Origin of the sequence: Haloferax sulfurifontis ATCC BAA-897 (assembly GCF_000337835.1) — an archaeon.
Taxonomy (GTDB): Archaea; Halobacteriota; Halobacteria; order Halobacteriales; family Haloferacaceae; genus Haloferax; species Haloferax denitrificans.
This window is the reverse complement of sequence record NZ_AOLM01000020.1, coordinates 216,460-237,974: the sequence shown is the minus strand read 5'-3', so window position 1 is coordinate 237,974 and position 21,515 is coordinate 216,460. Positions and strand designations below refer to the sequence as shown.

Annotated in this window: 25 protein-coding genes and 1 CRISPR repeat array; of the genes, 9 read left to right on the top strand and 16 right to left on the bottom strand. The window is 67.9% G+C overall.

Annotated features, from left to right (window positions below; translation table 11 throughout):
- Nucleotides 1–54: 54 nt before the first annotated feature.
- Nucleotides 55–345: direct repeats of the CRISPR family, unit length 31 nt; unit sequence GCTTCAATCCCACAAGGGTTCGTCTGAAACT.
- A gap of 275 nt (nt 346–620) precedes the next feature.
- Entirely contained in the window at nt 621–1,682 is a 1,062-nt protein-coding gene (locus C441_RS12390) for a CNNM domain-containing protein (RefSeq protein ID WP_007275378.1), read from the bottom strand.
- Between the two features lie 164 nt (nt 1,683–1,846).
- Here C441_RS12390 and C441_RS12385 point away from each other — a divergent pair, with 164 nt between their 5' ends.
- Nucleotides 1,847–2,356, top strand: coding sequence for an Lrp/AsnC family transcriptional regulator (locus tag C441_RS12385; RefSeq protein WP_007275377.1), 510 nt, complete (start codon nt 1,847–1,849; stop codon nt 2,354–2,356).
- 381 nt (nt 2,357–2,737) lie between these two features.
- Here C441_RS12385 and C441_RS12380 read toward each other — a convergent pair whose 3' ends face one another.
- From C441_RS12380 to C441_RS12370, 3 genes are all read right to left on the bottom strand, one after another.
- A complete protein-coding gene (locus C441_RS12380) occupies nt 2,738–3,553 on the bottom strand; it encodes a spondin domain-containing protein (RefSeq protein ID WP_007275376.1) in 816 nt (271 codons plus the stop codon).
- A gap of 165 nt (nt 3,554–3,718) precedes the next feature.
- On the bottom strand, nt 3,719–4,015 hold the full coding sequence (locus C441_RS12375) for a hypothetical protein (RefSeq protein ID WP_049917988.1): 297 nt from the start codon (nt 4,013–4,015) through the stop codon (nt 3,719–3,721).
- 1 nt (nt 4,016) lies between these two features.
- A complete protein-coding gene (locus C441_RS12370) occupies nt 4,017–4,292 on the bottom strand; it encodes an ArsR/SmtB family transcription factor (protein ID WP_007275375.1) in 276 nt (91 codons plus the stop codon).
- Nucleotides 4,293–4,528: 236 nt separating this feature from the next.
- Here C441_RS12370 and C441_RS19960 point away from each other — a divergent pair, with 236 nt between their 5' ends.
- The 4 genes from C441_RS19960 (at nt 4,529) to C441_RS12355 (ending at nt 7,778) form a co-directional block, all read left to right on the top strand.
- On the top strand, nt 4,529–4,681 hold the full coding sequence (locus tag C441_RS19960; protein ID WP_004042510.1) for an HVO_2523 family zinc finger protein: 153 nt from the start codon (nt 4,529–4,531) through the stop codon (nt 4,679–4,681).
- Nucleotides 4,682–4,849: 168 nt separating this feature from the next.
- Nucleotides 4,850–5,869, top strand: coding sequence for a phytoene/squalene synthase family protein (locus C441_RS12365; RefSeq protein WP_049920578.1), 1,020 nt, complete (start codon nt 4,850–4,852; stop codon nt 5,867–5,869).
- A gap of 55 nt (nt 5,870–5,924) precedes the next feature.
- Complete coding sequence (locus C441_RS12360; protein WP_049920570.1) at nt 5,925–6,659, top strand: helix-turn-helix domain-containing protein; 735 nt, start codon at nt 5,925–5,927, stop codon at nt 6,657–6,659.
- 171 nt (nt 6,660–6,830) lie between these two features.
- Nucleotides 6,831–7,778, top strand: a complete 948-nt coding sequence (locus C441_RS12355) for a DMT family transporter (RefSeq protein ID WP_007275372.1) — start codon at nt 6,831–6,833, stop codon at nt 7,776–7,778.
- A gap of 26 nt (nt 7,779–7,804) precedes the next feature.
- On the opposite strand, the gene cruF is transcribed toward C441_RS12355, so the two are convergent.
- The 3 genes from cruF to C441_RS12340 are packed head-to-tail and all read right to left on the bottom strand — an operon-like array spanning nt 7,805 to nt 11,099.
- Complete coding sequence (gene cruF / locus C441_RS12350; protein ID WP_007275371.1) at nt 7,805–8,686, bottom strand: bisanhydrobacterioruberin hydratase; 882 nt, start codon at nt 8,684–8,686, stop codon at nt 7,805–7,807.
- Between the two features lie 24 nt (nt 8,687–8,710).
- Nucleotides 8,711–9,589, bottom strand: coding sequence for a prenyltransferase (locus C441_RS12345; RefSeq protein ID WP_007275370.1), 879 nt, complete (start codon nt 9,587–9,589; stop codon nt 8,711–8,713).
- Between the two features lie 7 nt (nt 9,590–9,596).
- The gene (locus C441_RS12340; protein ID WP_007275369.1) at nt 9,597–11,099 is read right to left on the bottom strand and encodes a phytoene desaturase family protein; all 1,503 of its coding nucleotides are present in this window, start codon (nt 11,097–11,099) and stop codon (nt 9,597–9,599) included.
- Between the two features lie 95 nt (nt 11,100–11,194).
- Between C441_RS12340 and C441_RS12335 the strand changes: the two genes are divergently transcribed.
- Together C441_RS12335 and C441_RS12330 are read left to right on the top strand one after the other, a co-directional pair.
- Nucleotides 11,195–11,887 carry an SDR family NAD(P)-dependent oxidoreductase gene (locus C441_RS12335; RefSeq protein ID WP_007275368.1) on the top strand — a complete coding sequence of 231 codons (693 nt, stop codon included), beginning with the start codon at nt 11,195–11,197 and terminating at the stop codon, nt 11,885–11,887.
- A 74-nt stretch (nt 11,888–11,961) separates the two neighbouring features.
- On the top strand, nt 11,962–12,783 hold the full coding sequence (locus tag C441_RS12330) for a hypothetical protein (RefSeq protein WP_007275367.1): 822 nt from the start codon (nt 11,962–11,964) through the stop codon (nt 12,781–12,783).
- A gap of 4 nt (nt 12,784–12,787) precedes the next feature.
- Here C441_RS12330 and C441_RS12325 read toward each other — a convergent pair whose 3' ends face one another.
- The 3 genes from C441_RS12325 to C441_RS12315 all read right to left on the bottom strand — a co-directional run bounded on the left by C441_RS12325 (nt 12,788) and on the right by C441_RS12315 (nt 15,478).
- On the bottom strand, nt 12,788–14,098 hold the full coding sequence (locus C441_RS12325) for a phosphoribosylamine--glycine ligase (RefSeq protein ID WP_007275366.1): 1,311 nt from the start codon (nt 14,096–14,098) through the stop codon (nt 12,788–12,790).
- Nucleotides 14,099–14,159: 61 nt separating this feature from the next.
- Entirely contained in the window at nt 14,160–14,471 is a 312-nt protein-coding gene (locus C441_RS12320; RefSeq protein ID WP_049920569.1) for a hypothetical protein, read from the bottom strand.
- A complete protein-coding gene (locus C441_RS12315; RefSeq protein WP_007275364.1) occupies nt 14,468–15,478 on the bottom strand; it encodes a DUF7490 domain-containing protein in 1,011 nt (336 codons plus the stop codon). The genes C441_RS12320 and C441_RS12315 overlap by 4 nt, the downstream gene beginning before the upstream one ends.
- Before the next feature lie 164 nt (nt 15,479–15,642).
- On the opposite strand from C441_RS12315, the gene C441_RS19075 reads away from it, so the two are divergent.
- Together C441_RS19075 and C441_RS12310 are read left to right on the top strand one after the other, a co-directional pair.
- Complete coding sequence (locus C441_RS19075) at nt 15,643–15,801, top strand: DUF1059 domain-containing protein (protein WP_161618822.1); 159 nt, start codon at nt 15,643–15,645, stop codon at nt 15,799–15,801.
- Between the two features lie 50 nt (nt 15,802–15,851).
- Entirely contained in the window at nt 15,852–16,253 is a 402-nt protein-coding gene (locus C441_RS12310; protein ID WP_007275363.1) for a universal stress protein, read from the top strand.
- 27 nt (nt 16,254–16,280) lie between these two features.
- Here C441_RS12310 and C441_RS12305 read toward each other — a convergent pair whose 3' ends face one another.
- From C441_RS12305 to C441_RS12280, 6 genes are all read right to left on the bottom strand, one after another.
- Nucleotides 16,281–16,985, bottom strand: a complete 705-nt coding sequence (locus tag C441_RS12305; RefSeq protein ID WP_007275362.1) for a hypothetical protein — start codon at nt 16,983–16,985, stop codon at nt 16,281–16,283.
- Nucleotides 16,986–17,091: 106 nt separating this feature from the next.
- Complete coding sequence (locus C441_RS12300) at nt 17,092–18,333, bottom strand: ornithine cyclodeaminase (RefSeq protein ID WP_007275361.1); 1,242 nt, start codon at nt 18,331–18,333, stop codon at nt 17,092–17,094.
- A 94-nt stretch (nt 18,334–18,427) separates the two neighbouring features.
- Complete coding sequence (locus C441_RS12295) at nt 18,428–18,919, bottom strand: hypothetical protein (RefSeq protein WP_007275360.1); 492 nt, start codon at nt 18,917–18,919, stop codon at nt 18,428–18,430.
- Nucleotides 18,920–18,988: 69 nt separating this feature from the next.
- Nucleotides 18,989–19,930, bottom strand: a complete 942-nt coding sequence (locus C441_RS12290) for an alpha/beta hydrolase (RefSeq protein ID WP_007275359.1) — start codon at nt 19,928–19,930, stop codon at nt 18,989–18,991.
- The gene (locus C441_RS12285) at nt 19,927–20,283 is read right to left on the bottom strand and encodes a hypothetical protein (protein ID WP_004969601.1); all 357 of its coding nucleotides are present in this window, start codon (nt 20,281–20,283) and stop codon (nt 19,927–19,929) included. Before C441_RS12285 ends, C441_RS12290 begins: the two co-directional genes overlap by 4 nt.
- 103 nt (nt 20,284–20,386) lie before the next feature.
- Nucleotides 20,387–21,118 carry a hypothetical protein gene (locus tag C441_RS12280; RefSeq protein WP_007275358.1) on the bottom strand — a complete coding sequence of 244 codons (732 nt, stop codon included), beginning with the start codon at nt 21,116–21,118 and terminating at the stop codon, nt 20,387–20,389.
- Between the last annotated feature and the right edge of the window lie 397 nt (nt 21,119–21,515).

Sequence of the window (21,515 nt, the reverse complement as noted above, 5' to 3'; positions counted from 1 at the left end):
CAAGGGTTCGTCTGAAACCGTTGACCACTCCCGCGATGATGTCGAGGACCGGCCGCTTCAATCCCACAAGGGTTCGTCTGAAACTGTGGGCTACCAACAGCGACTCGCTCTCTGAGGAGCTTCAATCCCACAAGGGTTCGTCTGAAACTCGGCACTCTGTGTGGTCTGCGTGAGTGACATGAGCTTCAATCCCACAAGGGTTCGTCTGAAACTACCGGGATTACTACCGGCAGGACATTGGCGACCTCGCTTCAATCCCACAAGGGTTCGTCTGAAACTCGAGGGGGATTTGCGGAGGCCACATCTAACGATGGGCTTCAATCCCACAAGGGTTCGTCTGAAACCCGTCCGAATTCACGGGGGTAGACGGCTGTACATAGCGAACTCACATCAACGTTTCCGTCGACCCTCGATTCCCCCGTACCCCCCGGGGGGTCGACGGAAACGAGTCAGTACTGGGTCTGTTGAGACCGACTCCTCGGTCAGGCACCAACTCGACACGCCCCAAGCCACCCGTGAGTCACCACGAGCACGCTCGACTCGGCGACTTCGGTCGTCGTGAGTCGCGATTAGCGACCGGAAAACCCCGGAAAAACGGGACCGAAACCGCGACCGCCGTGTTAGTCGAGCGGGTCGTCGAGTTCGCCCATGACCGCTTCGAGGGCGTCGGTCGCGGTGAGGAGGCCGACGACCGCGCCGTCTCGTAAGACGAGCGCGAGTTCCTGGTCTTCGGCTTGGAACTGGTCGAACGCGTCGCTGACGTTGGTGTCGGCGGCGAGCGTCATCGTCGGCGCGGCGATTTCCTCGAACGAGCGCTCGCCGGCGCGGAGCGCCTCGAAGTTGTCGATGATGGAGGGCGCGTAGACGACGCCGCGGAAGTCGGTGAACGAGTCGCCGACGAGCGGGAAGCGGGTGTGGGGGGTGTTCCGAATCCGGTCGAAGTTCTCGCCGGGCGTCGCCGCCGTCGAGAGCGCGACGATGTCGTCGCTGGGAATCATGATTTCGCTGATGGAGAGTTCGTCCACGTCGAGCGCGTTGAGCACCTCGTCGCGGCGCTCCTCGGGGAGTTCGCCCTCTTCGAGCAGGGAGTGCAGGCGCTCGCGGAGTTGGCCGCGGGACTCGATGACGTCGGTCTCGGTTTCGAGCCACGCGCCCGACATCTCGATGCCGAAGAGCTTGAGCGTCCACTTGGCGACCCAGTCGCCGAACTTGATGATGGGCGAGATGGCGACGTAGAACCAGTGGAGCGGCGTCGCCCCGTAGCGACAGACCATGCGGGAGCGCTCGACGCCGAGGTACGTCGGCGTCTGCTCGCCGTGGGTGAGGTGCAGGAGGTTGATAATCAGGTAGGCGATGAGCGCGCCGGCCCCGACGGTCGCGAGCGTCGTCCCGGCGAAAATCGGTTCGAGTAGCGGTTCGAACAGCGCCGCCAGCGCGGGTTCGGCGACGATACCGACGGCGATGCTCGACGCCGTGATTCCGACCTGACAGGTCGTGAGATACAGTTCGAGCTCTTGGGTCATCTCCCAGGCCCGTTCGAGTCGGGAGTCGCCGTCGACGAACTCGGACTCGGTGAACTGCCGCGCGCGGGTCAGCGCGAACTCGATGGCGACGAAGAAACCGTTCGTGAGGATGAGTAACGCCCCCGCGACGAGGCGTATGCCAATCTCTGTTGGGTTCATCTGTGTCGGTGGTACGCCCGTTGGCGCTCGACCCGTTAGAAAGCATCGGCCGTCCGCTGATGTATGTAGTCAGTTATCGGGAGTCGATTAATATCCAGTTTGAACTGCGGTTCTGACAATAACGCCGGGAAAGTTAATGTCGCGGGCGACAGACGGGCGGACGAATGACGAGTCGAGAACTCGACGCGCTGGACAGACAGATACTGTACACGTTACAGGCGGAGGCGCGCCGCACGTCGTCGACCGACATCGCCGACGAACTCGACGCCTCGGCGAGCACCGTCCGGAACCGCATCCAGCGGCTCGAGGCCGACGGGGTCCTCCGCGGCTACCACGCCGACGTGGACTACGAGCGCGCGGGCTACCAGCTGTACACGCTCATCGTCTGTACGGCCCCGATTCCGGAGCGCGAGGAGTTGGCCGAGGCCGCCGCCGCGGTCCCCGGCGTCGTCGAAGTACAGGAGGTGATGACCGGCGAGCGGAACGTCATGGTCCGGGCCATCGGCGTCGACGGCGACGACCTCAGCCGAATCGGCGAGGAGTTAGACGAGTTGGGCCTCCGCGTCTCCGACGAGGACCTGATTCGGAACACTCACCGGAGCCCGTACGCGAAGTTCGGGGGACGGCGACGAGTGACCGACTGCACGAGCGGCGACACGCCGCCTCACGGGTGAATCCGGCTCGGTTCGTCTCCGGCGATGCAGTTCCCGAACCACCGGTACAGCTTTGACAGGTAATAACGAACTGGTATTCGCCGTTGTCAGAGACCCTCCCGTTCGCGTCGGTCTCTCACCGACCGAATGCCCCCCACCCACCCACCACCACCACACCACCAGAGCGGTTCAACGCGCTCCGACAACGGGTAGACGCAGTTGCGACAGCATCGCGCGGTCGAGGCCCCGCACTCGCCGCGTGGTACGCTACGTGGTTTCATCGGACGACCGCCCCCGGTCGTTCGCTTCCGACGGCGTCCACGCCTCGGGCTTTCGTTCTCTAACGCCGTTTGTGACCCGTGAGCGACGTGGCCGCGGGTCGAAAAGCGGGGTTCGGCCGACTCAGTCGAGTCGCTCGACCTGAACCAGCGCGACGGGGTCGTCCCAGCCGTAAACCGCGGGGTCGAGGTCGCCGTCGCCGACGATGCCGGCGTGGGGAGTGACGACTCCTCCCTCGGCGAGGTCCGGGTCGCTCGCGCCGGTCCCCTCGGTGCCGGAGTCGATGCCGTAGAGGGCCTGTGCAGGGGGGACCATGTCGGCGTACGCCTCGGTGTTGACTTCGGTTCCGGCGTCGTAGCTGGCCGCGAAGTACGACCGCGACTCGTTGACCCGCTCGGGGAGCGGGACGGTGTCGAGGCCGGCGAAGCCGTCGTTCGTGCCGATGAGCATGCTGACGAACGAGAGGTACGCGCCGCTGGCGTCGGTCTCCAGTTCGAGCGTCGCGGCCGCGGGGAACGTCTCGCTCGCCGGAAGCTCTTCGGGGACGAGCGGCGCGTCGGCGACCGTGACGCCCCGAACGTCATCGCTCTCCTCGGCCAGTTCGCCGAGCGGGCCGAGGTTCCCGTTCTCGGCGAGTTCCCTGATGGCGTCGCTCGCCGGGTCGCCGACGGCGAACAGTTCCACGCCGGCGCGGTGGGCGACCACCGCCGGCGGGGTGAACGGCTGTCCGGTCGTCAGGTTCGCCACCGTCACGCGGTAGGTCCTCGCCGACTGGTCGTTCCCGTTGGTCCCGTTTCCGGCCGATTGGCCCGGAAGGCTCGCGCTCCCCAGACAGCCGGCGAGGGCAGTCAGCACGCCCGCGCCGGTCAGTCCGAGGACGGTTCGTCTCGTCGTCGGTGTCGTCAGGTTCGTCGTCGCCTCAGTCGTCGTCTCAGTCATTGGTCTCACGTGTGGTCGGAGCCACGAGAACGAGGACGCGAGGCGGGCTAAAGGCGATTTTTCGAGATTCGGGGCGACTCCGTGACGAATCGGGGTCGAGTCAGTACCAAATTCGGGCGGGGTGCGAGCGGGACGGGTCCGGCGCGTGCGACACCGCCGGAACGCTCACCGGACCGTCACGTAGGTCAGGAACGCCAGCGCGACGAGTTGGAGGCCGCGGAGGACCAACACGGCCTGCTGGACGTGGGGGTCGCCGGAGTAGAGGCTCTGCATCGTGACAAAGAAGTAGAGCGCGACGGCGTTCTCGACGAGCATGACGACGGCGAACGCGAGCAGGCCGAGGACGAGTGAGGTGCGGAACGTCCGGTAGTTGCGAATCCACACGGCGGTTAGCGCCGCGAGGAAGACGATATTCACGCCCGAGAGGGCGCTCGCCGCCATGATTTGGGTGTCCATTGCCATATCAATCGAGGTGTGTCGCGATTTCTTCGAAGGTGTCGCGGTACCGTTCGAACTGGTCTGTGAGGAAGTACAGTCGCCCGTACTTGTCGCCGCCGGCCTCGACGACCCCGTGGGATTCGAGGGCGTCGAGGTGGTGTCTGACGGTCTTGTAGCCCACGTCGAGTTCGTCGGCGAGGCGGTTCGCGTTCTGCGGGCGCTCCGAGAGGACGCGGATGATGCGGACGCGGTTCTCGCCGCCGCGGGTCGCCGTGAGCAGATACCAGAGCGCCTTCTCCATCGACTGTTCGTTTGACTGATTGGTCGAGCGCGGTATTATTCTCGCGGGTGCCGTTCGACGCGACGAGTTCGACTCGGCGACGACCGCACATGAGCGTTGTTCCAGTTCCGTACCAAATCCGGGTCGAGTTCGGACGTGCCGAGTCCACCTCGCCACTGGGCCGAACGAGGCGAGCCGACTGAGGACCCCGCCGACGGCAGTAAGGGATATGTCGGTCGCGTCCTACGAAAACTCGTATGGACGACGACGCCGGACGGAACGCGTGCGCCATCGAATCCCCGAAGGGTAGACCCTGCCCCTTCTGCGGCACATCGATGGACCACCGCCACTGCAAGTACGTCTGCCCGGAACACGGGGTCGTCTACGACTGTAGCGACACGTTCTGGTAACGAAACCTGACAGAAGACGCCCGAAACGGGACCGCCGCGAAGTCGGCGGGTTCGCGGGTTGATTTCACGGCGGCACGAAGCGTTATGTCGGCGGCGACCGAACTAACGGCCGTCCTCACCGGTCAGCTCAGTTGGTCCCGAGACGGACGCGGCCACGCACACGAAACGATGCTCAACGAATCACAGGTCGAGGCGGGAAAAGACATCCAACAGCGGACGGGAAAGACGTTTTACTTCGCGACGCGGCTCCTTCCCGAGCGCGTCAGACACGCCACGTACGTCCTGTACGCGTTCTTCCGCGTCGCCGACGAGGTCGTCGACGCCGAGCAGACCGCGCCACCGGCAAAACAGCGCGAGCGCCTCGAGCGCCTCCGCGCCGAGGCGCTCGGCGAGGCGGAGACCGACGACCCCGTCCTGTCGGCGTTCGCCGAACTCAGAGAGCGCTACGGCATCGACCCCGACGACGTGCACGTCTTCATCGACGCCATGGAGTCGGACATCGAGAAGGACCGCTACGAGAGCTACGAGGAGTTAGAGGCGTACATGGACGGGTCGGCCTCGGCGGTCGGCCGAATGATGACCGCAGTCATGCGGCCCGACGACCCCGAGGCGGCGCTCCCGCACGCGACGGCGCTCGGGCAGGCGTTTCAGATGTCGAACTTTCTCCGCGACGTGGGCGAAGATGTGGTCGAGCGCGATCGGGTCTACCTCCCGCGGACGACGCTGGACCGCCACGGCGTCGACACCGAACAGATTCTCGCCCTCGAGTTCGACGAGCGCGTCGCCGACGTGATGCGCGACGAACTCCGCCGAACGGAGTCGCTGTACCGCGACGGCGTCGCCGGCATCGAGTATCTCCCGGCGGACTGCCAGTTCCCGGTGTTGCTCTCGGCGGTGCTGTACGCCGACCACCACCGGTCGATTCGAAAGCTCGACTACGACACCCTCACGGCGACGCCCGAACTCGGCCTCGGGCGGAAGCTCGCGCTCCTCGCGAAGACCGCGGCGTACTGGGCCGTCTGGCGCGACCCCGTGGCCGTGTTCAAGGCCGTCAGCGTCGTTCCCTACCCCGACGACGAGGAACTCGACGCGGAGTTCGGCCCCGGTTCGACGCCGGTCGGCCGCTCGCGGCGCAGTGGACGCGTCTCCGGGTGGCTCCGGTCGCTGAGCCGCTGGGGGTCGGACTGAGCGACGCGGGGTTTTCCGCGAAACCGTTTACTGAGTGGCCGGCGGAGCCTACCGCATGCATCGCGTCACCCTCGACACCCGGTTAAACTGTCCGCTGGGACGGGTGACCGCCGCGCACGACGTGACGCTTACCACGCCGTACTGGAATCTCTCGCCCGAGACGGGTCGGTGCGACCTCTGGGTCGAGGCCTCGTCGCCGGGGCGCTCGCAGTTGGAAGCCGGCATTCGAGCGCTCAGAGACGCCGACGGCGTCAGCTATTTCGAACTGAAGCGGAAGCGCGGCTCGCACGCGACCGCTCACGTGGTGCTCGAAGAGACCGTCGCCATCGAAACGGTCCTCGCCCACGGCGGCGCGGTCATCGCGCCCTTCCGCGACAGAGACGGCTGGGAGCGGTGGCACCTCGGGTTCGCCGACCCTCACGCCGCGGCCGCGACACTCGACTCGCTCGACCGCCGCTACGAACTCACCGTCGTCGAGCAGACGCCGCTCGACGACTCGGTCGCGCCCGACGTCTTCCGGCACTTCCACGAGGCGGCGACGCTCCTCGACGGCTGTGAGCGTCTCACCGAAACGGAGGCCCGGGTGCTCCGGACCGCGGTCGAACACGGCTACTACGAGACGCCGCGAAACGAGTCGCTCGCCTCCCTCGGCGAGCGGTGCGGCGTCTCCGACGTGGCCATCTCGAAGACGCTCCGCCGCGCGGAGCGGAAGCTCCTCGGAGCCGCCGTCTCGGCGCTCGCCGGCCTCGACACCGACCGGCCGAACGCGGGCGGCGGCGACGAACGTTAGCATACTAACCCGCAGGTTCTCCGAGGTCGCAGGCGTCGGTTTCGGTGATGAGCGTACGCGCCGACGCGTCGCGTTCGACCGGCGACCGGACGAGGTTCGCACCCGAGGCATCGCCCCGAACTATCGCAATCGACGACGACACGCCTCCCTCTCGCGGGCTGACGCTCCACCATGGTCGGTGAGTCGTCCCTCGCCGGTCGGTATCGGACCGCCGCCCTGTTCGTCCTCTTGGCCGCGCTGTGGGGCGGGACCTACCCCGCGGTGACGCTCGGTCTGGGGTCGTTCCCGCCGATTCTGTACGCCGCGCTCCGGCTCGACATCGGGGCGGCGCTCCTGTTGCTGTACGCGGGGTGGCGAACCGACTACTGGCGACCCCGAACGAGCCGCGACTGGACGGTCGTCGCCCTGGCCGGCCTCCTGTCGCTCGCGGGCTACAGCGTCCTCCAGAACGTCGGCCAGCAGACCGTCCCGAGCGCGGTCGCGTCGGTGCTCGCGGGGCTGATTCCGATACTGACCGTCGGCTTCGCGAAGCCGCTTCTCCCCGACGAGCGGTTCGGCCCGGTCGAACTCCTCGGCGTCGCCGTCGGCTTCCTCGGGTTGGTCGTCATCACCGACCCGGAGCCGTCGAACCTCCTCGGTGCGAACGCCGCGGGGCAGGCGATACTGGTGCTCGCCGCGGCCTCCTTCGCGCTCGGCGGCGTGCTCACTCAGCGAATCGACGCCGAGATGCCGTTCGCCGCCCAGACCGCGTGGGCGATGGTCGTCGGGGCCGCCGCGACCCACCTCGCCAGCGCCGCGAGCCCGACCGAATCGCTGGCGGTGGTCGACGTGTCGCTCGCGGGCCTCGCGGGCCTCGTCTACCTCGGCGTCTTTGCGAGCGCGGTCTGTTACCTGCTGTACTTCTCGCTTCTCCCGCGCCTCGGCTCGGTCGAACTCAACCTCGTCACCTACGCCATCGCCGGCTTCGGGGCGGTGTACAGTTGGCTCCTGTTCGCGGAGCCCGTGACCGCGGCCACGCTCCTCGGCTTCGGGCTCGTCCTCCTCGGCTTCGGTCTGCTCAAGTGGGAGCGACTCGGCGCGGCCTACCGGGGCCGGCGTCGCGGCGTCGAGTCGGACTGAGAACTGACGCTGGAGCACACCGACGCTCAGGACCGCCACGGCAACCGCCGCGGAAGCCGCAGGAGCCGCGAGTCGAACCGGTCCGTCTTGAGCAGTCCGACGCCGAACAGCGCCGCGACCGCGACGGGAATCCAGTTGCCGAACCACGCGTTGATGCCGCCCCAGAGGATGACGAAGCTCACGAGGTCGTCGAGCATGAACTCCGTGCGGTCGAGGCGGGCGAGAAGCGCCTCGCGGTCGAACGACCAGTCGAGCGCGACGACGGCGACGGTCGCGCTGACGACCCAGCCGGCGTAGTTCGAAAGCGGGACGCCGTAGAACAGGCGCGCGTCGTCGGCGAGGCGGTAGTACTCCCAGAAGCCGAGCGCGACCGCGCCGGGGTCGAGCACCACGTCCATGGCGAGGACGGCCGCGATGACGACGCCGAGGCGGACGGCCCCGTTGCGGGCGCGGTCGCCCAACAGGAGCAGACACAGCAGGTAGGCGTTCATCACGAGCGGGATGAAAAACACCGGTAGCCCGACGGGAACCCCGGCGACCGTCGGTCCGAGGTCGACGCCGTAGTGGAACCAGCCGTACGGCCAGCCCGTGGTGACGCCGGTGTACTCGATGGCGTAGGCGTACGCGGTGAGCGCGCCGACGCCGAGGGCGGCCCGCCGGGTCACGAGCGGGAGGACGCCCACGATGAGCGGCGAGCGCATCACGAGCGTCCCGAGGAGGATGAGAAACGCGTTGAACGCCAGCGGGTCGGGGAGCCACCCCATCGCGCTGGCGACGAGGAGCACCGCACCGTTCAGCGGGAAGAACACCGAGATGGTAAAGCGGTTGTCGCGCACGAGTCGGTCGAGCGCGTCCTCGGCGTCGTCCCGTGTGGACGGCAGGCGCGCTCGCAGGTCGCTCACGCTCACGGGCGCACCTCCGGGGACTCGCGTTCACCCATAGACGAGCCTCCAGAGCGCCCCGAGGGTGATGAGCATGCCGACGACGGTGTTGATGACGGGGTACCACCAGTACGCCCGGTCCACGTCGACGCCGGCGGCGACGACGCCGAGGACGACGACCGGATAGGCCGCCAACAGCGCGCCGAGTCGGAGGTCGACCGCGGCGAAGGCGACGGCGGCGAGCGCCCACGTCGCGGCGCAGTACCAGTAGGTCCGGCGCTCGCCGAGGGCCGTCGCGGTCGTCCGAATGCCGGCCTCGCGGTCGGGTTCGATGTCGGGAATCGCGGAGAACGTGTGCATCCCCATCGTCCAGAGCCACGCGCCCGCGACAGCGAGCATCGGCGGGTTCGACCCCGAGACGGCCGCGTAGGCGGCGACGCCCGGCAGGACGTACAGCCCGTTCGACACAGAGTCGAGAAGCGGCGTCGTCTTGAACCGAAGCGGCGGGGCGCTGTACTCGACGGCGAGGAAGAAGTGCGCGGCGAGCCACGGCCACGCGACCCGCGGGACGAGGGCGAACAGGCCGACGCCGAGCAGGCCGCTCGCGGCGACGACGGCGGTGTTTACTGGGTCGCCGCGCCACCGGGCCTCGCGGTCGTCTTTCTTCGGGTTCGCCGCGTCCACGTCGGCGTCGAACACGTCGTTGACGCCGTACAGAAAGACGTTCGCGGGGACGAGGAAGTACGCGAACAGGGCGAGGGGTTCGAGGCCGAACAGGTCGGCCGGGGCGCTCGCGGCGGCCGCGACGCCGACGACGACGGGCCCGGCGAGGTAGAGCCAGAATCGGGGGCGTGAGAGGACCGCGAGGTAGACGAGGCGGTCACGCAGACCGCCGTCTCCACCCTCTCCGGCCTCGGTCTGTGCGGCCATCTCGGTCTTACCTCGCGTCGTCGGCCATCTCCTCGGCGGTGAGCTGGCCGCTGATGAGACACATCGGGACGCCGATGCCCGGCGTGGTGAACGAGCCGGTGAAGTAGAGGCCGTCGACCGCGTCGGAGCCGTGCGGCGGGCGGAGGAGCGCCGTCTGGAACAGCGTGTGCGCGAGCCCGAGCGCGGTGCCCTGCGTGCTGTTGTATCGCTCCTTGAAGTCGTTCACGCAGAACGACTCCTCGACGACGATTCTGTCGCGCAGGTCGACGCCGGTGTTCTCGGCGATGTCGTCGAGGACGAGGTCACGGTAGCGCTCGCGCTGTTCGGGCGTGTCCTCCAGTCCGGCCGCGATGGGGACGAGCGCGAAGAGATTGCTGTGGCCCTCCGGCGCGACCGAGTCGTCGGTCTCCGAGGGGACACAGAGGTAGTACGCGGGGTCGTCGGGCCACGCGGGGTCGTCGAATATCGTCTCGAAGTGGTCGTCCCAGTCGGTGGGTAACACGAGCGTGTGGTGGGCGAGTTCGTCCACGTCGCCCTCGACGCCGAGGTAGAGCAGGAACGCCGAGGGGGCGTAGGTCCGAGAATCCCAGTAGTCGGCGTCGTACTGGCGCTTCTTCTCGGGGAGGAGCTCCTGTTCGGTGTGGGCGTAGTCGGCGTCGGAGACGACCTGGTCGCAGAGGAACTCGCGGCCGTCTTCGGTGCGGACGGCGAACCCGCCGCGGCGACCCGCGATTTCGGCCACGGGGGAGTCGGTGTGGAACTCGACGCCCAACTCCTCGGCGAGGTCGACGATGGCGTCGACGACGCCCGCGAGACCGCCGTCGGGGTAGTAGACGCCCATGTTGAAGTCCACGTGGCTCATCAGGTTGTAGAGCGCCGGGGTGTTGTTCGGCGCGCCGCCGAGGAACACCAGCGTGTACTGCATTATCTGCTGGAGCTTCGGGTGGTCGAAGTAGTTCTCGACGTGGTCCTGCATCGAGCCGACGAGCGACAGCCCCCACGAGTACCGGAACACGTCGAGGTCGATGTAGTCGGTGAGGTCCGGGCGGTCGGTGTAGACGAAGTGTTCCATCCCGATGCGGTAGTTCCGCTCGGCCTTCCGGAGGTAGTCGTCGAGCCTGTCGCCCGCGCCGGGTTCGTACGACTCGAAGGTGGCCTTGTTGGCCGCGAGGTCGGGGAGCATATCGACGCGGTCGCCGTCCTTGAAGAAGATGCGGTAGTGCGGGTCGAGTCGGGTCAGCCCGTAGTAGTCCTCGGGCCGCTTGCCGAAGTAGGCGAAGAATCGCTCGAACACGTCGGGCATGAGATACCACGACGGCCCCATGTCGAACCGGAAGCCGTCGCGTTCGAGCGTGCTGGCTCGGCCGCCGAGCTGTTCGTTCTTCTCCAACAGCGTCACGTCGGCGCCGGCGTCGGCGAGATAGCACGCCGTCGAGAGGCCGCCGAACCCGCCGCCGATGACGACGACGGACTCCCCGGCGAGAGAGTCGAGAGCCGAGACAGAATTCATGTCCGTTCGTAAGGACGTAGAGGACATAAATCGACTGACCGAATCGACCGCCGTCGGGGGGTAGCTTTAGGCTCGGTCCCTCCTTACGGCCCCGCATGAACGACACCACCGTGGTGGTCACGGGTGCGAGTTCGGGAATCGGCGCGGCGGTCGCGCGCGCCCTCGGTCGCGCCGGCGCGACGGTCGTCGCCTGCGCTCGCGACGCCGACGCCCTCCAGTCGGTCGTCGACGACATCGAGAGCGACGGCGGGACCGCCAGCGCCGTCCGCGCCGACGTGCGCGACGAACTCGACATGGAGCGCCTGATGGAGACGGCGGCCCGCGCCGGCGGGCGAATCGACGTGGTCGTCGCCAACGCCGCCGTCGCCCACGGGACGCCCGGCGAGATGCCCGCGCCCGAGGAGTCCTACGCGGCGTTCGACGACACCCTCCGAACCAACGTCCGCGGCGTCTTCGCGGCGGTCAAAGAGGCGCTCCCGCACATGGCCGACGACGGGCGAATCCTCGTCCCCTCCGGCTCCGTCGCCCGCGAGGCGAAGCCGGGGATGGGCGCGTACGCCGTCTCGAAGGCGGCCGCCGAGGCGCTCGTTCGGCAGTTCGCCGCCGACTGCGACCGAACCGTGACGGTCGTCGACCCCGGCCTCGTCGCCACCGACCTCACCGGCGGACAGGGCCGCGACCCCGACGACGTGGCCGGCCTGTTCGTCTGGGCGGCGACCGACGCCGACCCCGCCGAGTTCGACGGCGACGTCGCGGACCTCAAGGCGTGGAAGCGGGCGACGCGCTGAGGTCCCGTCGCGTTTCGACCCCGCGTTCCGCCGGAACCGCGCTCCTTATTAATCCGAACCAGCTCGTTCATAATATGAACCGTTCGACGGCCATCGGCGCGGGGAGCGTCGTGGCGCTCGTCGCGCTCTCCGGATACGCCGCGAGCGCCGGGGCGTGGAACCTCCTTATCGTCTCGTGGGCCGCCTTCGGCGCGATGGCGCTCGCCGCGCCCCTCGGGGCGCGGAGCCGGACCGAACACGCCGAGGGACTCGTCTGGGGCTACGGCCTCGCCAGCGGCGCGATGGTGACGAGCGCCGCGGTGTTTCTGGTCCCGCAGGCGCTCGGCCACCACACCCAGTTCGGCGGCTTCGGCATCGCCTTCGGCATCCTCGCGGGCTTCGCCGCCCACACCGTCGGCCACCGCTTCGCCCACATGGAGTTCCCCGTGGACCGCACCGTGACCGAACTCTCGGCGCACGCCGTCTCCGCGGGCGCGATTATCGGTATCGTCTACGGGAACATCGACGTGGGCGTCGGCCTCGGCCTCGCCATCGTCTCCCACAAGGGGCCGGCCGGCTACGCCGCCGCCCGCCGGCTCTCGGGACAGGACAAGTCGGTCGCTCCCCTGCTTCTTCCCGCGGCGGGCCTCGGCATCGCCGCCATCGTCTCCAGCGCCGTGTCGCTCCCCGCTACCGACGCCTTCCGCGGCCTCGTCTTCGGCTTCGCCTCCGGCGTGTTCCTCCACGTCGCCATGGACTTCCTCCCGCGCTGTGAAATCGGAAGCGAGATTCACGAACTGCTGTCTGTCGAAGACGGCCACGCTCACGCGATTCTCGACCGCCTCAGGTTCCACGCCGCGCTGAGCACCGCCGTCGGCGGCCTCGCCGTCTTCGCCGCGTGGCTGGCGCTCAACTAGTCTCTCATTCGCTCGCCGGGCCGAGGTAGCCCCACGCGAGCAGTCGGTCGCCGTCGCCGCTTATCCACCGCTCGCCGATGTCGTCGCGGTAGTACAGGTTCGGGATGACGATGTCGTCGACGCGGTCGTACGCCTGTCTTCTCGCCTCCTGCATCGTCTCGCCCTTCCCGGTGACGACGAGCGGGATGCCGCTCTCGCCGGCGGCGCGCCACTGCCCGTCGACGAGTTTCGCGTCCTCGATGTGGACGCCCTCGCGGCTGTCGGTCTCGAAGACGACCGCCGCGTTCCGCGAGTTCTCGTCGTAGGTCTTCTCGTCGTTGAAGGGGAACGGCGGTAGGACGATGCGGACCGCGATTTGGTAGCCGCCGTGGACCGAGAGGTCGGGGTCGTTGCCGTGGGCGAGGTCGTAGAAGAACTGCGCGGTCGACGACTCGAAGGACTCCTCTTGGAGCGTAATCGTCGGGTAGCCGAACCGCGGGGTGAACTCCAGCGGGTAGATGCCGTGTTCGTTGACGATGCAGTTGATGTCGATGCTCCCGACGTAACCCTCCTCGGCGAGCCACGGTTCGAGCCGGCCCAGCGTCTCCTCGAACAGCCGGTTCCGCCCGGCCCAGAACATCGACGTTCCCATCTCGCCGGTCGAGGGGCCGATGTTGCCCGGAAACAGCTTCTTGTGCTCGAAGTTGAAGTTCACCGAGTCGACGAACTTCTCGCCGTTGAAGAAGCCGCAGACCGCGATTTCGACGCCCTCGACCTTCCGCTGGAGCTGAAAGCCCTTCATCCGGTGGCCCCACGCCTGCTTGTACGCGCGGAGCACCTCGACCACGTCGCTCCCGTCCTCTTCGTTGCCGACGTAGAGGAGTCGCTTGACGTTCTGGACCTCGCCCAGCGGTTTGATGACGTAGGGGGCGCGGTTCCGCCGGACGTACTCGATGCCCTCGTCGAAGTCGCGGAAGACGCGCTGTTCGACCGTGTCCACGCCGTGGGACTCCAGTACGTCCATGGCGTAGCCGCGGTCCTCTTCGAGGCGGTCGGTGTTCGGCGTCCCGCCGACGACGGCGTGTCCCTCCTCGCGGAGCTCCTGTGCCAGCGCGCCGGTTCCGATGTCGGAGCCGACCCAGATGTCGTCGAAGACGATGACGTCGGCCCAGTCGACCTCCGCGCGCCAGTCGTCGGTCTTCGTGACGAAGCCGTCGCCGATTTCCCTGTCCCGCTCGGCCTCGATGTAGTACCGCACGTCGTGGCCCTCCCTGTGGACCTGCCACGCGAGGTCGGTGATGAGCGCGGCGTCCGCCGACACGAAGAGGAAGTTCATAGCCAACGACTCGGGCGGCGGCCTGAAAACTGTATGCGTGGTGAGAGGTAGCGCGGACCGCTCAGTCGCTCGTCAGCCGGCGAAGCTGAACGGAGACGCCGAGCGCCGCCCCGAGGAGCAACACGAGGTTGAACGCCGCCTGGAACGGCGCGCGGTACTCGGGGTTCACCCACGTCGTGATGGTCTGGCTGGCGTTGAGGTAGAACTGGAGCGCCGCGATGAGCGCGAGCAACAGCAGTCCCGCGAGCACCGCGTAGTCGAGGTAGCGGCGCATCCGTTCGGCGAACTCGCGGTTCTCGGTTTCCTCGTCGTCCGTCGCCCGCGTCTCGTCAGTCGAAGACCGGTCTCCGTCCGTCCGCATCTCGTCGCTCATTTCGACCACCTCCGGGCGACGAAGACGGCCGCGAGCAGTCCCACGACCGCCACGAGCGGGCCGAAGCCCGGTGCCGCCGAGGAGGTCTCGGTCGGCTCGTAGCCGGTTTCTCGCGGCGCGTCGCCGCCGTCGCCGTTCTCGAAGTCTTCGACGCGGAGTTCCACGTCCTCTCTGGTCTGGTTCACGCTAATCGTCCTCGTTGGGTTCAGGTTCGCCGCGCCGCGGGCGGTGTCGATGACGACCCCGTCGCGGAGCAACACGGCGTCGATGTAGTAGTTGTAGTCGTTCGGGACGCTCGCCGACGCGTCCACCGTCTCGGTCCGACCGGCCTCGATGGTCCCCGCGTCGACCGTCGTCCGGGAGGCGACGATGTTGGACTCGGCCTGCCGGAGGACGAACAGCACCGAGAGCTCCTCGGCCGGGTCGTCGCCGGCGTTCGTCAGCGTCGCCGTCAGGTCGAGCGTCGTCCGGTCCTCGCCGGTCTCCGCGATGGCGAAGGAGACGGGCGGGAGCGCCTCGCTGTCGGTGAACGAGGTGGTCGACCGGAGGTACGGCGGCTTGATGGCCGAGACGCCGCGGACGCTCTTTCGCGCCTCGTCGACCCGCTCGTCGTCGCTGTAGAGGACGACCTCGACGTCGTAGCCGCCCTCGCGGGGCACCGTGAGGTTGGTCGTCGCCGCCGTCTCACCGTCTTTGGAGAGCGTTCCCACGTCGAGTTCCTGCGTCGTCGTCAGCAGTCCCGACTCGGCGTCGACGGCGCGGACGAGGACGCTCACGTTCTCCGTCGGGTTGCCTCGGTGGTCGATTCGCGTCTCGATTTCGAGGGTGACCGTCTCGCCGGTCGCCTGCCCGGCGGCGATGGAGACCCCGGCGACGTCCACCGGGCCGGGACGGACGGGGCCGTCGTCGGTCGGGTCCGCGACGACCCCCGGAACGACGGCGGCGGCGACGAGCGCCACGACGACGACGCCGACCGCCCCGGCGGTGAGGAGGGCGTTTCTTTCCATACCCGACTGACATTTACGATCCGGTATATGTTTTGTCCCCGACGGGTCCGGAGAGCGGCCGACGCGACCGAGACGCCACGGCAGTGGGGGACCCGCCCGCCACCGGGAGTGTCATGGTAAGTGTGAACACACGCTTTGCCCTCGGAGCGCGTATCTCTCTTGTTATGTCGAAGGCGATGCAACAGGCGACGTGTTCGTGCGGGTTCAGCGTGACCTCCGAGAACAGAAACGAGGTGGTGAAAGTGATTCAGGAACACGCCCACGACGAACACGGGAAAGCGATGACGAGAGACGACGTGCTGGCGATGATGAAGCGGGCCTGACGAGCGTGGTCGGGCGTGGATTTTTATAGGACGGCGTAGCGATATGTGGCATGGCAACATACGTTATCGGGACGAACTCGGTCCACACGAGCGCCGAAGTCTGCGACTACCTCTCGCGGCGAATCGACGCCGGCGACGTGCTCCACGTCGTCAACTCCCACCGCGGCGGCGACGAGACCGACAGCGAGGACGTCCGCGACGGCGAGGACGCGCTGAACGTCGTGACTTCCCGACTCGGCGACCTCGTGGACGTGGAAACGCACCAGTACATCCGCGGCAACGACCCCGCCGACGACATCCTCCGATGTGCCGACGAACAGGACGCCGACGAAATCGTCATCGGCGTCCGAAAGCGCAATCCGACCTCGAAAATCGTCTTCGGGAGCACGGCACAGGACGTCCTGTTGCACTCGAACATCCCGATGGCGGTCGTCCCGCTGGAAACGGTCTGACCGCCCGAAACGGCGCTCCCGACCGACTCAGTTCCCGCTTCGATACTCGACGAGTTCCATCTCGAACGCCGGCGTCTCGTCGCCTTCCTCCTCGTAGAACGCCACGTAGCCCGGAAGCGGGCTCTCCGGGGTGACACAGCTCTCCCAGAAGACGCTCCCGTTCGTCCGGACGACGAACTCCGCACATTCGAGGCCGGCGTAGGTCGAGAGCGCCTCGACTTCGAAGCTCACGGTCCCGTTGGGGCCCGAGGACTCCCAGCTGTCGCCGACGCTGAGGGTCTCGCCTTCAACTCCGCTGTAGTACGGGGAATCAAACCCGAGGGTGGCCACCGACCCCGACGGGCTTCCGGCGAGTTCGCCGTACACCTCGTCCGGCGGCGCGGTCACGGTCTGTTCGCTCGTCGCGTTGGGCGTGACCAGTTTCGTTCGGACCGTCACCTCGTCGTCGGTCGCGGAGACGACCTCCCACTCGTAGGTCGCGGTGCCGTCGATGCTCGGACTCTCGATGTCGTAGCGGTAGTACTGCCCGGTACGGTACCGCTGGTCCCACGTTCCGTTGAACGTGACTGCGGAGCGTTCGGCGGCGGCGTCGCCGCTCTGGTCGGCCGACTCGCCGCCGGCGGTCGTCGTCACGTCTGTCGCGTCCGTCGCCGGTTCGGTCGCGGTCGTGGCGTCGCCGCCGACGCCGCCCCCGCACCCGGCGAGGAGAACCATGACCGCGGCGAGGAGCACTCGCACTGCGTTGGGTTGCATACAGAACACGAGAGACCACCCGGGGTCATAATAGACACGTCAGACGGCGCGACGCGGCGGCGCGGCGGAACAAGGGGCGACCCGGTCAGTTCTCGCCGTCGGCTTCGAGCACCTTCTCGGCCAGCGTCGGCACGAACGTCCCGATGTCCGTGACCATGCCGATGGCCTGCGAGGAGCCGCGGTCCAGCAGTTGCGTGACGGTCGCGGGGTTGATGTCCACGCAGACGGTCTTGGCCGTCGACGGCAGGCAGTTGCCGACGGCGACAGAGTGCAGGAGCGTCGAGAGCATCAGCACCATGTCGGCGCGGTGGGCCTGCTCGCGGATGGCGTTCTGCGCCTCGATGGTGTCGGTGATGGTGTCCGGCAACGGGCCGTCGTCCCGAATCGACCCCGCGAGGACGTACGGCACGTCGTGTTTCACGCACTCGTACATCACGCCCGATTCGATGAGCCCCTCCTCGACGGCCTCGGCGATGCCGCCGGCGCGGATGACCTCGCTGATGGTGTAGATGTGGTGTTTGTGGCCCTTTCGGGGGTGTTCCATCGTCTCCATGTCCATCCCGAGGGAGGTGCCGTACAGCCCGCGCTCGATGTCGTGGGTGGCGAAGCCGTTTCCGGCCGAAATCATGTCCACGTAGCCCTCGCGGACGAGTTCGGCGAGGGCGTCGCCGCCGCCCGAGTGGATGAGCGCCGGCCCCGCGACGACGAGGACGTTCCCGCCGTCGGCTTTGGTCTCGCGGAGCGCGTCGGCCACCTCGCCGATGAGCGACTCCGAGGGGCGCTCCGAGGAGACGCCGCCCTGCATGAACCCGAAGGGGCCGGAGGCGTCGCGGGGCCGTTCCGGCGGCTTGACGCGAATGCCCGCCTCGTCGGTGACGACGAGGTCGCCCTCCTCGATGCCGTTGAGGACCTTCGTGGAGGCCCGCGGGCCGTCGTCGGTCTCCTCGATAACTATCGCGCAGTCCATCTCGATGTCCTCGACCGGGAGCCACTCGCCGCGATACCGAACGTCGGTCGGGTGGTTCGTCGTCGAGTAAAAGCCCACGGGGACGACCCGGTCGGCCGGAGAGGCCTCGACGCGGGCGTCGACGAGGTCCGTGAGGTTCGCGCCGATTTGGTGGAGTTCGTGCAGTATCTCCTGGAGCGTCTCGCGGTCGTCCGCGGTCACCGACATCCGGCAGTAGGAGGGCTCGTCTTTCTGCCGGCCGACGTCGAACTGCTCGACGTCGAAGTCGCCGTCGAGGTCCATCACGATGCCCATGGCCTGTTGCATCATCCCCGAGTCGATGATATGGCCGTCGAGTTCGACCGTGCGCGTGAACGTCATCGACGGAGAGACGGGGAAGGCGGCAAAGTGGGTTACGGACGCGACGACGCGAGGGCCGGAAAAAAGACGGATTCGGACGGCGTTCGGGACGGGTTCAGAGGAAGAAGCCCTTGAACGTGTTGGCGACGGTCCAGACGATCTGGTCGACGGGGTGTCCGCGCTCGCCGTTGACGCGGATGCGGTCGTCGGAGAGGGCGCTTCGCACCTCGGACATCGGCTCCGGCGACTCGGCGATGGTTTCGAGCGTCCCTCGGTCAGTCGTGATGCGGGTCGGAGCCTCGCTGTCGGGGCCGGTCGACAGGTCTTCGATTCGCATGTCGTCTCGCACCGACGCCGAGAACACCCGGGTCTCGCCCCCGTCTTCGACGTAGACGTTCACCGTTCGCCCCGCGACGAGACTCCGGGCGAACGAGACGTCTAACTCTTCGATGTTGTCGTTGTACAGCGCGACCCCCTCTTCGAGAAGCCGTTGTGTGTCAGCGTCGCTCGGCGTCTCCGACTCCTGTGCGAACGCCGGCGCGGACGCGGTCCCCGCGACGAGCGCGACGACGAGTAAGAACGAGACGAGACGGGTGGATGTGGACATTTCTATGCAGTATACGCCGGGTGAGGACATAATGGTTCGCGCGAGGATTCAACGCGTTGACGACTCCCGTCAGCGAACCGTTCGGAGGAACGACAGGAGGTGGCCGAACGTCTGTTCGAACGCCCGGTCGTAGTGGTCGAAGTGACCCGCGGGGAGTTCGACCAGCGTCGCGTCCGGAAGCTCGTCGGCGAGGTCAGCCACCGCGTCGGCGGGCGCGAGGTCGTCGCGCGTCCCCGAAACGAGGAGCGTCGGGCAGGTGACCGCCTCCGGGTCGGGAAGCGCCCGGTAGCGGAGCAACGAGTGGAACAGCCGCGCGGGCGTCTCGTCGCGCCACGCGCTCCCCGGCGGCACGAGCTCGCGGTAGGCGGCGCGCACGCCGGGGTCCTCGAAGACGGCCATCGACGAGCCGTCGCCGATGACGGGGACGCGATACGGGCCAAAGAACCGCGACTGGAGTCTGTCGCGGACGCCGGCGGCGAGTGCGGCGAGCGTGCCTTTGACGCCGCGGCCCCGCGTGACGGCCGTCCCGTCGAGCATCGGATTTTGGGCGACGGCGGCGGCGACGCGACCGTCCTCGGCCGCCGCGCGGAGCGCGTAGCCGCCGGAGAGGCCCGCGCCCCAGAGCACGAGCGAGCGCGAGTCCACCTCGTCGCGCTCGCGGAGGCCGGAGAGCGCGGCGTGCCAGTCGGCCACCTGCGCGTCGGGCGCGACGAGGTTCCGAGGCTCGCCGTCGGAGTCGCCGGTGTTGCGGTAGTCGAAGAGGAACGCCGCGTAGCCCGCCTCGGCCAGCCGCTCGGCGCAGGGGCGGAGGCCGAAGCGACGCTCCGCCGCGAGCTCGCCGGCCATGACGACCACCGGCGGCGACTCGACGCCGTCGGGGCGGTAGAGCCAGCCCGCGCAGTTCGTCCCCTCGCTGTCGAACGTCAGCGAGACGCGCGAGTACTCGAAGTGCGAGGGCCGGCGCGGGCCGCGCGCGGCGGGCGGCTCACCGCGGTGTCGCCACGCGCTCACGCGTCGCCCCCCTCGTAGAGGCTGTCGAGGACGCGTTGAGACAGTTCCTCGTCGTCCAGCGCGTAGTCGTTGTACGCGCGAATCCAGTCGGCTTCGAGCGTCCACGTCGCCTGCACGTCGCCCTCGCTTCGGAGCACCGTCGCCTCGACGGTCCTCGGGTCGAACTCGTCGTCGCGGGAGAGGTCGAGGAAGGCGGTGACCGCGCGGCCGACCTCCCCGTGGTCGGGCTCGACGTCCGGGAACGCCGTGAGATAGGTCAGTGAGACGGGGTCGTCGAGCGAGACTGACTCGACGCTGATGCCGTTACCGCGGAGCGCCTCTTCGACGGCGGCCGCCGGTTCGAGGTCGTTCATACCACGGGCTACGACTGCCGGCGGCTAAACGTTTGCCGCGAGACAGGACACGCCCCCGTGGGTAATCGACGGCCTCGACCCGGGTCGGCGAGGGTGAGACGACTCAGTCCGCGCTCGCGCCGGCCCGGCGGAGCGCGTCGTGGAGCGAAAACAGCGGCTCGATGTCGCCGGCGGCGTAGTCGACGAGGAGTCGAGTGAGCTCGGCGTGCGTCCGCGTGTGGTCGAGCCCCGCGACGACGCCCTCGACGTACGCCTCGCCCAGCGCCTCGCCGACGTGCGCCCCCTTGACGTGGGCGTCCTCGACGCCGAGGCGTTCGAGATAGCCCGCCGGGAGGTCGTAGTCGTCGTACCAGACGGTCGGCTGGTCGACGCCGGCTTCCTTGCACGCCTTCCACAGCGCCGGGATGTCGCGGTTCGGACGGACCGCCTCCGGGTACGCCTCGGCGGCGAGCTCCCCGAGGTCGACGTGGTCGGCGAACAGCGCGTCGACTCGGCGCGGCGCGTCCGCCCAGACGCCGGCGTCGGCGACGCGGTCGGCCCACGCGCGGAGGTGGTGTTCGTCGAAGTACTCGCCGTTGTACGTGACGACGCGCCCCCCGCGGGCCTCGCACCACTCGACGACCCGCCGAAGGAGGTCGGCCGTGTGTTCCAGCGACCAGTCGCCGTCGCGGAGGAGCACCTCGACTTCGACCTCGGTGTCGGCGTCGGTGGCGCCGCCGACGCGGTGGCCCAGACCGACCGCGACCAACTCGAAGTCGTCGGTGTTGCGGAAGTCGCTCGGCGGGCCGTTCGGGCTGGCCGTCTCGATATCGACCGCGAGTCGCCCCTCGTGCATACTCCGGTCTTCCCCTGCCGGGAGTCAAAAGTGGCCGGATTGCCGACGGCGCGCGCGGCGTCCGTCGAGATGGCCGCGCCGCTATCCGGTCGAACGCGGTAGAAATGAAGTGAAGTGGAAGTGACGTTCGCCGCGTCGCGCGGCGGCCGTCGAGCGCGTCGGTGCTCGCTACTCTGAGCCGAACATGTTGCGCATCATTCGTTATTGTGCAACATTTTCACAACATACCGGAACTCTTTGCTGGAAGGTGCTACCGACTAGGTATTGTCGTGGGTCTGTTAGTAGGAATTGGACCAACCAGAGGTGGGTAGTCGTGTGAAGGTTGTCTGTGATAACAGCAAGGTCGAAATGTGATAGTAGGACTCTGTTGAAACCCTCATCCGATGATTGGTTGTCA